The sequence below is a fragment of the Enterobacter sp. ku-bf2 genome (genome assembly GCF_001742765.1).
Taxonomy (GTDB): Bacteria; Pseudomonadota; Gammaproteobacteria; order Enterobacterales; family Enterobacteriaceae; genus Enterobacter; species Enterobacter quasiroggenkampii.
On record NZ_MDVW01000001.1, the window covers coordinates 1,152,010 to 1,164,854 of the forward strand.

12 protein-coding genes are annotated in these 12,845 nt (G+C 61.1%); 6 read left to right on the forward strand and 6 right to left on the reverse strand.

Features of this window, described 5'->3' with window-relative positions; genetic code table 11:
* Positions 1-8: 8 nt before the first annotated feature.
* From astB to BFG58_RS05520, 4 genes are read right to left on the reverse strand one after another with little or no spacing between them, the layout of a single operon-like run.
* Positions 9-1,334: an N-succinylarginine dihydrolase gene (gene astB / locus BFG58_RS05505; RefSeq protein WP_069719423.1), complete on the reverse strand. Its 1,326-nt coding sequence runs from the start codon at positions 1,332-1,334 to the stop codon at positions 9-11.
* Positions 1,321-2,808, reverse strand: a complete 1,488-nt coding sequence (gene astD / locus BFG58_RS05510; protein WP_069719424.1) for a succinylglutamate-semialdehyde dehydrogenase — start codon at positions 2,806-2,808, stop codon at positions 1,321-1,323. The genes astB and astD overlap by 14 nt, the downstream gene beginning before the upstream one ends.
* On the reverse strand, positions 2,805-3,839 hold the full coding sequence (gene astA / locus BFG58_RS05515; RefSeq protein WP_008500686.1) for an arginine N-succinyltransferase: 1,035 nt from the start codon (positions 3,837-3,839) through the stop codon (positions 2,805-2,807). Before astA ends, astD begins: the two co-directional genes overlap by 4 nt.
* Complete coding sequence (locus tag BFG58_RS05520) at positions 3,836-5,056, reverse strand: aspartate aminotransferase family protein (RefSeq protein ID WP_045910251.1); 1,221 nt, start codon at positions 5,054-5,056, stop codon at positions 3,836-3,838. The genes astA and BFG58_RS05520 overlap by 4 nt, the downstream gene beginning before the upstream one ends.
* A 433-nt stretch (positions 5,057-5,489) precedes the next feature.
* Between BFG58_RS05520 and xthA the strand changes: the two genes are divergently transcribed.
* From xthA to BFG58_RS05550, 6 genes are all read left to right on the forward strand, one after another.
* Entirely contained in the window at positions 5,490-6,296 is an 807-nt protein-coding gene (xthA, locus tag BFG58_RS05525; RefSeq protein ID WP_032667291.1) for an exodeoxyribonuclease III, read from the forward strand.
* Between the two features lie 6 nt (positions 6,297-6,302).
* Positions 6,303-6,986: a TVP38/TMEM64 family protein gene (locus tag BFG58_RS05530; protein ID WP_069719425.1), complete on the forward strand. Its 684-nt coding sequence runs from the start codon at positions 6,303-6,305 to the stop codon at positions 6,984-6,986.
* A gap of 6 nt (positions 6,987-6,992) precedes the next feature.
* Entirely contained in the window at positions 6,993-8,162 is a 1,170-nt protein-coding gene (locus BFG58_RS05535; RefSeq protein WP_069719426.1) for an ABC transporter substrate-binding protein, read from the forward strand.
* The gene (locus tag BFG58_RS05540; protein ID WP_069719427.1) at positions 8,135-9,664 is read left to right on the forward strand and encodes a thiamine ABC transporter permease; all 1,530 of its coding nucleotides are present in this window, start codon (positions 8,135-8,137) and stop codon (positions 9,662-9,664) included. The genes BFG58_RS05535 and BFG58_RS05540 overlap by 28 nt, the downstream gene beginning before the upstream one ends.
* Positions 9,664-10,284 carry an ATP-binding cassette domain-containing protein gene (locus BFG58_RS05545; protein WP_069719428.1) on the forward strand — a complete coding sequence of 207 codons (621 nt, stop codon included), beginning with the start codon at positions 9,664-9,666 and terminating at the stop codon, positions 10,282-10,284. The genes BFG58_RS05540 and BFG58_RS05545 overlap by 1 nt, the downstream gene beginning before the upstream one ends.
* Before the next feature lie 73 nt (positions 10,285-10,357).
* Positions 10,358-11,665: a sulfurtransferase gene (locus tag BFG58_RS05550; protein ID WP_069719429.1), complete on the forward strand. Its 1,308-nt coding sequence runs from the start codon at positions 10,358-10,360 to the stop codon at positions 11,663-11,665.
* On the opposite strand, the gene BFG58_RS05555 is transcribed toward BFG58_RS05550, so the two are convergent.
* Positions 11,662-12,279, reverse strand: a complete 618-nt coding sequence (locus BFG58_RS05555) for a CDP-alcohol phosphatidyltransferase family protein (protein ID WP_048027512.1) — start codon at positions 12,277-12,279, stop codon at positions 11,662-11,664. The two genes, BFG58_RS05550 and BFG58_RS05555, sit on opposite strands and share 4 nt — an antisense overlap.
* Positions 12,272-12,841: a carboxymuconolactone decarboxylase family protein gene (locus BFG58_RS05560; protein ID WP_069719430.1), complete on the reverse strand. Its 570-nt coding sequence runs from the start codon at positions 12,839-12,841 to the stop codon at positions 12,272-12,274. The genes BFG58_RS05555 and BFG58_RS05560 overlap by 8 nt, the downstream gene beginning before the upstream one ends.
* Positions 12,842-12,845 lie beyond the last annotated feature (4 nt).

Genomic DNA, 12,845 nt, shown 5'->3' on the forward strand with positions numbered 1-12,845 from the left:
CCACTCCTTTAGCGCTGGAACGGATAAACCGATCCCAGTTGCAGGATTGTCGACAACGCGTCCAGCGCCTCGCGTCCTTCACGCAGAAGCTGCGGGTCAACCAGATCGGCCTGCGTTAGCCGGTCGCGATAGTAGCGATCGACCCAGTCATTCAGGCGCGCAAAGAGCGTATCGTTCATCATGACCGCCGGATTAACCGCCTGCATTTCGTCCTGAGTCAAGACCACGCGCAGACGTAAACAGGCTGGACCACCGCCGTTGGCCATACTTTCACGCAGGTCAAACACGCGCAGTTCGTCAATCGGGTTATCGGCCTTCACCAGCTCGGTCAGGTAGCGCCACACGCCCTGATGATCCCGGGACTCCTGCGGCAGAACCAGCATCATGCTGCCATCATCGCGGCTCAGCAGCTGGCTATTGAACAGATACGTTTCGACCGCGTCCTGCACGCTTACCGCCTCCGTTGGCACCTGAATGGGCGTAAAGCCGCGTACGCGCTCATGCAGCGTAGCGAGCAGCTTTTCCTGATGGGCGAACGCCTGCTCGTGGCAGAACAGCACCTGGCGGTTGGAAACGGCAATCACGTCGTTGTGGAACACGCCCTGGTCGATCACATGCGGGTTCTGCTGGGCGAAAATAACCTGGGAAGGATTGACCTGGTTCAGACGGGCAACGGCCTGGCTGGCTGCCAGCGTCTGACGCGCAGGATAACGGGTTGGCGCGGCGTGGCCCCCCTCTTCGCGCCCGTAAATAAACAGCTGCAGACCCGGCTCGCCATAATCGCCCCCCAGGCGGTTATGGTTTGCCGCGCCTTCGTCGCCAAACATCGCCACCTGCGGCAAGGCCTGATGCACCTCGAAATGGGCGGTCTGACTGAAAATGGCGCGCAGCACGCGCTCGGTGGTTTCCGCTTCGGTGGCGCGGTGGAACTTGTTATTCAGGTTAGCCACCGTCAGATGGACTTTGCCATCCAGCGTATCGGCGGACGGCGCGACGGTTGCCGCGTTGGCGACCCACATCGAAGAGGCCGAGCTTGCCGCCGAGAGCAGATGCGGCGTCTGCGTCCCCGCTTTTTCAACCACCTGCTCATCGGTGCCGCTAAAGCCGAGCTGACGCAGCACCGCCACGTTCGGACGCTCCTGCGGCGGGATCACCGCCTGCGGGAAACCGGCATCAGCCAGCGCCTTCATTTTTAGCAGCCCCTGCTTCGCCGCCAGCTTCGGGTTGGAAACCTGAAAACGGTGCTTCGTGGAGGCTTCATTACCAAAAGAGAGACCGGCGTAGTGGTGGGTCAGCCCCACCAGCCCGTCAAAGTTGACTTCACGCGCTTTCATGACGATCCCCTCCGGTAAAGTCCAGCCCCGGATTAAGCGTCTCCGGCAGCGTCAGCGCCGGGGTTTCCAGGCTCGCCATCGGCCAGGCACAGTAATCGGCGGCATACCACGCGCTGGCGCGATGGTTGCCCGATGCGCCCACGCCGCCAAACGGCGCGGTGCTTGCGGCCCCGGTCAGCGGTTTATTCCAGTTCACAATCCCGGCGCGCGCTTCCAGCAGCAGTTGTTCAAACTTCTCGCGATGCGGTGAAATCAGACCGCTAGACAGGCCATAGCGGGTGTTATTGGCCATTGCGATGGCGTCGTCAAAATCGCCATAGCGCCAGACGCACAGCAGCGGGCCAAAGACCTCTTCATCCGGCACGTTGCTCGCGCCGCTCATCTCAACGATGCCCGGCGTCAGCAGCGAGGTACCCGGCTGAACCTGCTTCGGCTCGAGCAGGGTTTTCGCGCCGCGCGCAACGTGGTCCTGCCAGGCCTTCAGCACGTTCAGCGCGGCCTGTTCGGAAATCAGTCCACCGATAAACGGCTGCGGATCGGCATCCCACGCGGCTGGCACCAGGCGCGCGCTTACCTCTACCAGACGCTTCAGGAAAGCATCACCCTGTGCGCCTCTTTTCACCAGCAGGCGGCGGGCGCAGGTGCAGCGCTGTCCGGCGGTAATAAAGGCGGACTGAATCGTCAGGTGCACCGCGGCGTCAATATCATCCGGGTCTTCCACAATCAGCGGGTTGTTGCCCCCCATCTCCAGCGCCAGAATTTTTTCCGGCTGCCCCGCCAGCTGGCGATGCAGCTGATAGCCCGTCCCGGCGCTGCCGGTAAACAGCAGGCCGTCGATATCGCTCAGCGCGCTCAGCGCCTGGCCGGTTTCACGTCCGCCCTGCACCAGGTTCAGCACGCCCGGCGGCAGGCCAGCCTGTTCCCACAGCTTAACCACCGCCTCGCCGGTGAAGGGCGTGAGCTCGCTCGGTTTGAAAATAACGGTATTGCCCGCCAGCAGCGCGGGCACAATGTGGCCATTCGGCAGATGCCCCGGGAAGTTGTACGGCCCAAACACCGCCAGCACGCCGTGCGGACGGTGGCGCAGCGTGGCCGCGCCGTCCGGCATCTCGGTGTGCTGTTCGCCGGTACGGGTGTGGTATGCCTTCACCGAAATGGCGATTTTGTTGATCATTGCCGTCACTTCGGTTGCCGCTTCCCAGCGCGGTTTACTGGTTTCTGACGCGATGATACGCGTCAGCTCGGCCTTGTTTGCCTCCAGCAGCCCGGCAAACTTTTCAACAATTTCCTGGCGCACGGCGAAAGGCTGTTTTGCCCACGCCGGAAACGCGCGGCGAGCGGCATGGCAGGCTTGTTCCACCTGTGCAGCGCTGGCGTCATTCCCCTTCCAGAGCGCCTCTTTTCCTACCGGATTGGTCTTTACGCGCTGTTCGCCTTCGCCCGTGACCCAGTCACCGTTAATCCATAATGTCATGCTGTTTTCTCCTCAGGGCAGAGACGCACCAGGCGAACCTTATCGCCGGCGTTACATTTCAGGGCATCCAGTTCTGCAGCCGTCAGCACCAGACGTTCACATTTCGGGTTGGTCCGCACCAGCATGGCGCGGAAGTTGGCATAATTTTCGTTCGCCACCAGACACGCCGGCCAGTCGCCCGGCGCGGGCTGGCCTTCAGAGACCTCAACCAGCCGGCTCTTACGGATCGCGCGCACGCGGTCAATATCGCACTCAAGCGTAGGCCCACCGTCAAAGATGTCGACATAGTTGCGGTAGCGGAACCCCTCTTTCTCCAGCACCGCGCGGGCGGGTGCGGTTTGCGGGTGCACTTCGCCGATCACCGCCTGCGCTTCCGGGCTGAGGAAATGGGTATAGATAGGATGCTTCGGCATCAGTTCGGCAATAAAGGCCTTCTGGCCGGTGCCGCAAAGATAGTCCGCCCGGCTGAACTCCATCGAGAAGAAGCGCTCGCCCAGGCTCTCCCAGAACGGTGAGTAGCCGGTGTCGTCGATCACGCCGCGCATCTCCGCAACCACTTTTTCGTTAAAGCGATCGCGGAAGGCGGCCATAAACATAAAGCGCGATTTGGAGAGCAGATAGCCGTTGCCCTCTTTGCGCCACGCCGGATCGAGAAACAGCGTGCAAAGCTCGCTGGCGCCCGTGTGGTCATTGCAGAGAAACAGCGTGGGCAGCGCGTTATAGACGTTCAGCTCTTTCGAGGCGTGAACCATGGTACCCACGCGGTAGTTGTACCACGGGTCGTTCAGCCCGACGGCCACTTCAATGGCGCAGATCCCGGCCACGGTTCCCGTGTCGGTGTCTTCCAGCACGAACACATACCCCTGTTCGCTTTTTGGCAACGTCCCCTGCCAGGTTTGCAGGGCGCGCTCAATGCGCGCCGACAGCGTTTTTTCATCAGCAGGAAGCGAGGTCAGCCCGCCTCCCGTCTTACCGGCAAGCTGCATGAGCCCGGCGAGATCGCCGCGCTCAACGGGACGGATGACCATCATGATGACACCCCGGATTTCACTTTTTCACACGCCAGCGCAAAGCGGTCCAGACCGGTTTGCACCTCTTCCTCGCTGACAATCAGCGCAGGAGCAAAACGCACGACATTAGCACCGGCAATCAGCACCATCACGCCTACTTTTGCCGCTTCCTGTGAAATAAGTTTAGCTTTTCCGGCAAACTCAGCGGTGAGCTCGCAGCCAATTAACAGCCCCAGGCCGCGAATTTCTTTAAACAGGCCAACCTTGCTGTTGATGGCATTCAGGCGCTCAACAAACCAGTCGTGGCGCTGCTTAACGCCCTTCAGCACCTCAGGGGTGTTAATGATGTCGAGCACCTGTCCGGCGACGGCGGTGGCCAGCGGGTTGCCGCCGTAGGTGGTGCCGTGGGTGCCGACGGTCATCACGCTGGCGAATTTATCAGTGGTCAGCGTCGCGCCAATCGGGAAGCCGCCGCCCAGCGCTTTGGCGGTCGACAGCACGTCCGGCGTCACGCCGTAGTGCATATAGGCATACAGCTCGCCGGTGCGGCCCACGCCGGTCTGCACTTCGTCGAAAATCAGCACTGCGTTGTGACGGTCGCACAGCTCGCGCAGCCCCTGCAGGAACGCTTTTTGCGCCGGAAGCACGCCACCCTCGCCCTGCATCGGCTCGACGATCACCGCGCAGGTGGTGTCGTTAATCAGCTCGCTGGCGGACTGCAGATCGTTATAAATACCGTGACGAATATCCGGCGGCAGCGGTGCGAAATCCTGCGAGTAGGAGGGCTGCCCGCCTGCGCTGACGGTAAAGAGCGTGCGTCCGTGGAAGGCATTTTTGAACGCCACGATACCGCTCTTGTGGGTTCCAAATTTATCGTGCGCATATTTGCGCGCCAGCTTCAGCGCCGCCTCGTTGGCTTCCGCCCCCGAGTTACAGAAAAAGACCTTCTCCGCAAACGTCGCGTCGATCAGTTTTTTGGCCAGGCGCAGCGCGGGCTCGTTGGTGAAGCCGTTGCCGGTATGCCAGAACTTTGCCGCCTGATCGTTCAGCGCCTGACGCAGCGCCGGGTGCGCATGACCCAGCGCGTTCACCGCAATCCCACCTGCAAAGTCGATATACTCTTTACCCTGCTGATCCCACAGGCGCGAGCCTTCCCCACGAACCGGAATAAAAGCCGCCGGAGCGTAAACCGGCATCATCCATTCATCGAAATTTTCACGCGTAATTGACAGAGACATAGCGACCTCATCCGGTAAATAAAAGGTTATTTGAATGTTAAATAATTGAGTGTTTGCACTGTGAATGTAGATTGCAGCCTTCGTGCCAGCCAGCGATAAAAATGCATAAACGGGTTGAGGTAACAGAATATCAATGAGTTACAATATGGAGTTATTCACTGTTAGTGCATAAAAAGTGAATATTTTTACGACAAGCGGCGCTTTGCCGCATGAAAATCAGAAAGAGTATGCACAGGCCAAATATAATTCTGGAATTGTGATCGCTCGCGAAATTTATCGGCCATTTACGCCCTGTTTGGGGGCGAAGCGCGTCAGAATGGTGCAAATATTGCACCACCGGCATTATCTGTTGCAGTTATTGGTCGAAGCCGGTAACAGTTGACGCAAATTCTGCTACCATCCTTGCACTATTCACCTTGCACTGGCAGCGACTATGAAATTTGTCTCTTTTAATATCAACGGCCTGCGTGCCCGCCCTCATCAGCTTGAAGCTATCGTTGAGCAACATCAGCCAGATGTGATCGGCCTGCAGGAGACAAAGGTTCACGACGACATGTTCCCCCTCGAAGAGGTGGCGAAACTCGGCTACAACGTCTTTTATCACGGCCAGAAAGGTCACTATGGCGTCGCGCTGCTCACCAAAGCGCCGCCGGTTTCCGTGCGTCGCGGCTTCCCGGGCGACGGTGAAGAAGCGCAGCGTCGCATTATCATGGCGGAAGTCCCTTCTGCGATCGGGAATATCACGGTCATCAACGGCTATTTCCCGCAGGGTGAGAGCCGTGACCATGAAACCAAATTCCCGGCGAAAGCGAAGTTTTATCAGGATCTGCAGGACTACCTGACCACCGAACTCAAAAAAGAGAATCCGGTGCTGATCATGGGCGACATGAATATCAGCCCGACGGATCTCGATATCGGTATTGGCGAAGAGAACCGCAAACGCTGGCTGCGCACCGGCAAATGCTCCTTCCTGCCGGAAGAGCGTGAGTGGATGGAGCGCCTGCTGGGCTGGGGCCTGGTGGATACCTTCCGCAATGCCAACCCGGAAACGCAGGATCGCTTCTCCTGGTTTGACTATCGCTCTAAAGGCTTTGACGACAACCGCGGCCTGCGTATCGATCTTCTGCTCGCCAGTACACCGCTGGCCGAGCGCTGCATCGAAACCGGGATCGACTACGACATCCGCAGCATGGAAAAACCGTCTGACCACGCGCCAGTGTGGGCTAAATTCAAGCTGTAATGACGCGTGAACATTCCAAAAACACTCTTCCTGTGCGCCCTTCTGGGCGCATTTATGTTGACGTTTGTCATGCTTCCCCCGGGAACCCTCTCCCTGGAAGGGATTAAAACGCACCATCAGGCGTTACTCGCCTATGTCGACCACGCGCCGCTGCGCAGCGCGCTGATCTTTTTTGCGGTCTATGTGGCGGTCTCCGCCCTCTCGATACCCGGCGCGGCGGTCCTGACCCTGCTGGGCGGGGCATTGTTTAGCCTGTGGGAAGGCACCGTGCTGGTCTCCTTTGCCTCCACGCTCGGAGCCACGCTGGCGATGCTCGCCAGCCGCTATTTTTTGCGCGACTGGGTGCAACGGCGGTTTGCCCGGCAGATGAGTACGGTGAATACCGGCATGGCACGCGACGGCGCGAACTTTCTTTTTGCCCTGCGCCTGATGCCGCTGTTCCCGTTTTTTCTGGTGAATTTGCTGATGGGGCTGACCCGGATTGGGGTATTTCGCTACTGGTGGGTGAGCCAGGTCGCCATGCTGCCCGCCACGATTATCTTTCTGAACGCCGGGCGCGCGCTGGGAAAAGTGACCTCGCTGCGCGATATTTTGTCGCCGGGCATGGTATTCGCCTTTACACTACTGGGGTTATTACCGCTGGTCACCCGCCGGCTGTTTTCCCGTTTTCTCCCGTCTGCTAAAAAGTGAGGCATTATGTGCCGTGTGCGTTTTTGCACGTTTCTGACCGGTCTGCTGCTGGCAGCCCCCCTATTTGCCGCCGACGGCTGGCAGGCCATTCAGCAACAGGCTAAAGGCCAGACCGTCTGGTTTAACGCCTGGGGCGGCGATCCGGCGGTCAACCGCTATCTGGAGTGGGTCAGCGGTGAGATGCAAACGCACTATGCCATTACCCTTAAAATTGTCCCGCTGGCGGATGCCGCCGACGCGGTAAAACGCATTCAGACCGAAGCCGCCGCGGGGCGTAAGACCAACGGATCCGTCGACCTGCTGTGGGTTAACGGCGAGAACTTCCGCACGCTGAAAGAGGCAAACCTGCTGCAGACCGGATGGGCGCAGACGTTGCCCAACTGGCGCTATGTTGATACCCGCAAGCCCGTCACGGAGGATTTTGCGATTCCCACAGACGGCGCGGAATCGCCGTGGGGCGGCGCGCAGCTGACCTTTATCGCCCGCAAGGCCAGCATGCCGACGCCGCCTGTGGATCCTCAGGCGCTGCTGGCTTACGCGCAGCAGCACCCCGGCAAGATCAGCTATCCTCGCCCGCCCGATTTTACCGGCACGGCATTTCTTGAGCAGCTGCTGATGACGCTAACCGCTCACCCGGAGGCACTGCAAAAGGCCCCCGATAGCACCTTTGCCGAGGTGACGGCGCCGCTCTGGGATTATCTGGACAAACTCCACCCGCTGCTGTGGCGCGAAGGGAAAGATTTCCCCCCTTCTCCTGCACGGATGGATGCCCTGCTTGCCAGCGACAGCCTGAACCTGTCCCTGACCTTTAACCCCGCACATGCGCAGCAAAAAGTGGCGAGCGGCGAACTTCCCGCCGACAGCTACAGCTTTGGTTTCCACGGCGGAACGATTGGCAATGTCCATTTTGTGGCGATTCCGGCCAATGCCAATGCCAGCGCAGGGGCGAAAGTGGTCGCCAATTTTCTGCTTTCACCGCAGGCGCAGATCCGCAAAGCTGACCCGGCCATCTGGGGCGATCCGAGCGTGCTGGATGCCAAAACGCTGCCTGAAGGTGAAGCCAGACAGCTGCTGGCCCACACGCCGCAGGAGCTGCCGAAGGTGCTTGCAGAGCCCCAGTCCGCCTGGGTAAATGCGCTGGAGCAGGAATGGCTGCGTCGTTACGGCACCCGCTGAGCGGGCTTGTCTGGCTGGCCATGGCGGTGATTTATCTGCCCCTTCTGCCCGCCGGCGCCATGCTGCTTGCCCCGGCGTTTTCGGTGACAAACTGGCAGCGGCTGCTGAACGATCCGCAGTTGCCTCAGGCAACCATTGCCACGCTGGTCTCAACGCTCATCGCCACGCTGGGGGCGTTGCTGATTGCCCTTCTCCTCGTCAGCCTTGTCTGGCCCGGGAAACGCTGGCGACGTCTCACAACCCGCCTGCCGTGGCTGCTGGCGATCCCCCATGTGGCGTTCGCCACCGGCGCGCTACTGCTGTTTGCCGAGGGCGGTCTGTTTTATCAGGTCTGCACCGTCTGTTCCCCACCGTTTGACCGCTACGGCGCCGGGCTGGGGCTGACGCTCGCGGTCAAAGAGAGCGCCTTTGTCCTGTGGGCGATTTATGCCGTGCTGCCGGAAAAACGGCTCGCGCAGCAGAAAATCGTCCTGCAGACGTTCGGCTACGGGCGTTTTCAGACGCTCAGCTGGCTGATCCTTCCGGCTATCGCCCCTGTCCTCGGGGCAGTAATGCTGGCGGTGCTGGCGTGGTCGCTGTCGGTCGTCGATGTGGCGATCGTTCTCGGGCCGGGCAACCCGCCTACCCTGGCCGTGCTGGCCTGGCAGTGGCTGAGCCAGGGCGACGCGCAACAGCAGGCAAAAGGGACGCTGCTGTGCCTGATTCTCCTTCTGCTGCTGGCCGCGCTTGCCGCTCTGGGATACGGTATCTGGAAGGCATGGGTTCGCACGTTTGCGGATTTCACCGGAACGCGTCCCCGGTCTCAGCTCGCCCTGCCTGAGCGGGCACTGAGCGGGTTCCTGCCCGCGTGCGGCGTGCTGTGCGCCGCGGTACTGCTGATGCTGGCGCAACGGGAAGACGTTGGCCCGGTGGGAACCAGCCTGTCCTTCGGTCTGCTTTCAGCCCTGATTGCCCTGGTCGTCGGCTTACTCTGGCTGGAATGGGGTCCGCAGCGCGGCGCGCTGTGGGTATGGTTACCGCTCGCCCTTCCGGCCCTCCCGCTCGTCACCGGCCAGTATGCGATTGCGTTGCACCTGGGCGTCGACGGGCACTACGCCGCCGTGCTCTGGAGCCACCTCCTGTGGGTATTGCCGTGGACGCTGCTGGTGCTGCAACCCGCCTGGCGCCGGATCGATCCCCGTCTGCTCCTCACCGCCAGAACCCTCGGCTGGCGACGGGCCAAAGTCTTCTGCCTGGTGAAATGCCCCCTGCTGGTGCGCCCTGCGCTACTGGCCTTTGCCACCGGCTTTTCCGTCAGCATGGCGCAATACATGCCGACGCTGTGGCTGGGCGCGGGGCGTTTCGCCACGCTGACCACCGAAACCGTGGCGCTGAGCAGCGGAGGCAGCATCCCGATTCTTGCTAACCGGGCGCTGGGATTACTGCTGGTCACGGGCACGGTGTTTGGTCTTGCCGCCCTGCTATCCCGGCTCGTGGGCCGCTACCGACAAGGGTTACGTTAATGCTGAAGGTAAAAAATCTCACCATCGAACCGCTTTTCCGCGAGGTCAGTTTTTGCGTGCCCCGGGGGGAGATCGTCACCCTGATGGGGCCGTCCGGCAGCGGCAAGTCGACCCTTTTTGCCTGGATGGTCGGCGCGCTGTCAGACGATTTCCAGGCGCGGGGTGAACTGTGGCTCGACGCGCGTCGCTGCGACGGTCTTCCCGTGGAGTCCCGCGGGCTGGGTATTCTCTTTCAGGACGCGCTGCTGTTCGATCAGTTCAGCGTCGGGCAAAATTTGCTGCTGGCGCTGCCTGAGCGGATCGCCGGCATCGCGCGGCGGGAAGCGGTCGCGCAGGCGCTGGATTCCGCCGGGCTGAGCGACCATTACGCCAGCGACCCGGCCACCCTTTCCGGCGGGGAGCGCGCCCGGGTCAGCCTGCTGCGGGCCCTGCTCGCGGAGCCGCAGGCGCTGCTGCTGGATGAACCGTTCAGCCGCCTCGATAAAGCGTTACGGGCCTCATTTCGGGCATGGGTGTTTGACGCCGTCCGCGCGCGCAATATTCCGGTGGTGCTGGTCACGCACGATGAGGACGATATTCCACCCGGCGGCGAGCTGATTGAGATTTCTCGCTGGCAATAATGTGCTAACGCAATGTTTTCCGATTCGGGAGAGACGACAATGCCCCCCTCTTTTATTGACGTCAGGTTATTCGATGAAACGTGTTTCTCAACTGACCGCGCTGGCCCTGCTCTGCGGCCTCGCTTCTTTTTCCTCACTGGCGGCTGAGATGCCCAACGCCATCACGCTGTCTCAGCTTCAGGCACAGCACGGCACGCCTGTCGACACACGCGCCAGCGCCTTCTATAACGGCTGGCCGCAGACGCTCAGCGGCCCCTCCGGGCATGAACCCGCCGCACTCAACCTTGCTGCTGCCTGGCTTAGCGCCATGAGCGATGAGCAGATTGCGCTGTGGGCCAAACAGCATCAGCTTACCCCTGCGACGACCATCGCCCTGTACGGCGACGAGAACGATAACCAGGCGGTGAAAGCCCGCCTGGAGAAAGCCGGATACCGCCACGTTTCGCTGCTCAGCGATGCACTGCAGACCCCAGACCGCCTTCAGCGTCTGCCCCATTTTGAACAGTTGGTTTACCCACAGTGGATCCACCGGCTCCAGCAGGGTAAACCCGTGACTGCCGCACCGGCGGGCGACTGGAAAGTGATCGAAGCCGCCTGGGGTGCACCGAAGTTTTACCTGCTGAACCACATTCCCGGTGCGGGCTATATCGACACCAACGAGGTGGAAAGCGAGCTGCTGTGGAATAAAGTCTCCGACGACAAGCTGAAAGCGATGCTGGCGAAGCACGGGATCCGTCACGACACCACTGTCATCTTGTATGGCCGCGACGTCTACGCCGCCGCGCGCGTGGCGCAGATTATGCTGTATGCGGGCGTGAAGGATGTGCGTATTCTCGACGGCGGCTGGAAGGCGTGGTCAGATGCAGGCCTGCCGGTTGAGCGCGGCACGCCAGGTAAAGTAACGCCAGCCCCCGATTTTGGCGCGCCGATACCCGGTCAGCCGCAGCTGATGGTGGATATGGAACAGGCGCGCGGCATGCTGCACCGTCAGGATGCCTCCCTGGTCAGCATTCGCTCGTGGCCGGAGTTCATTGGCGAAACCAGCGGCTACAGCTACATCAAGCCAAAAGGCGAAATTGCCGGTGCCCGCTGGGGCCACGCGGGCAGCGATGCTACCCACATGGAGGATTTCCATAACCCGGATGGCACCATGCGCAGCGCAGACGACATCGCCGCCCAGTGGAAGCGCTGGAATATTCTGCCGGAACAGCACGTCGCGTTTTACTGCGGCACCGGCTGGCGGGCGTCTGAAACCTTTATGTACGCCCGGGCGATGGGCTGGAAGAATATCGCCGTCTATGACGGCGGCTGGTACGAATGGAGCAGTCACCCGCAGAACCCGGTGACGACCGGTGAGCGCGGGCCTGAAAGTGCGCTCTAAGGGTTGAGTGACTTCAGCGTCACGTAGCCACTCCAGATGCGCGTTGTGGTGGTCAGCCAGCACAGCGCGCCAAATACCCACGCGAAAAGCGTAAAGTGCGCCGGAAAGAGGCAGCACAGCACAAACAGCGCGAGGGTCTCCGTCCCTTCCGTTAACCCGCCGATGTAATAAAACGACTTGTGCGCATAGCCGGGGTTGTCGATGTCGTGCTTCGCGGCCAGCGCCGCAAACGCCAGAAAACTGCTGCCGGTCCCGATAAACGCAAACAACAGCCAGGCCGCGGCCAGCGCATTCTCAACGGGTGCTGCCAGCGCAAAGCCAAACGGCACCAGGGCGTAGAACAGAAAATCGAGCGCAATATCGAGAAATCCCCCCGCATCGGTCAGCCCTCTGCGGCGCGCCAGCGCCCCATCCAGACCGTCCAGCAGGCGGTTCAGCACGATGACGGCCAGCGCCGCCGGATACCAGCCAAGGGCCAGAAACGGCAGCGCCAGCACGCCGATGGCAAACCCGGTCAGGGTTAATCCGTCGGGCGTTATTCCCGGTCGGTCCAGCACGGAGACCAGACGATTCAGCGCCGGTTTTATCTGCGGATGAAGGTGGCGATCAAGCATGAGGCGTCTCGTTAAAGGTGGCGCACAGCCCCTGCGCCGGAATATCCAGCGCGGCATTAAAGCGGGCAGAGAGATTCTGAAAGGCAATGAGCGCCGTCATCTCGGTGATGGCGTCATCCGTAAAATGGCGCTTCAGCGCCGTTCTGATGGCCTCATCCGTCCGGGGCGGCGTGGCGGTCACCGCCTCGGCGTAGGCCAGCGCCGCGCGCTCCTGCTCCGTGAACAAGGCGGAACCCTGCCAGTCGCTCACGGCCTGCACCTTATCCAGCGCCCCGCAGCGCTCGGCCAGCCGCAGGCTGTTGGCATCAATACAGAAAGCGCAGTGGCAGAGCTGGGACACCCGCGTCATGAGCAGCGAACGAAGCACGGGCGTCAGGCGCGCGCGACGACGCTCCAGAAAACCGACGAACAGCGCCACCAGCCAGAACAGACGCGGCATGCGCCCCCACCAGCGCGTGGGATTCAGCACGGCGCCAAAATGTTTTTTCTGCATCACGGCAATGGGTTTAAGGCTGGCGGGAAGGGATTCGATAGGGGCAACCCAGGCGGTAGTCTCTTTCACCTGA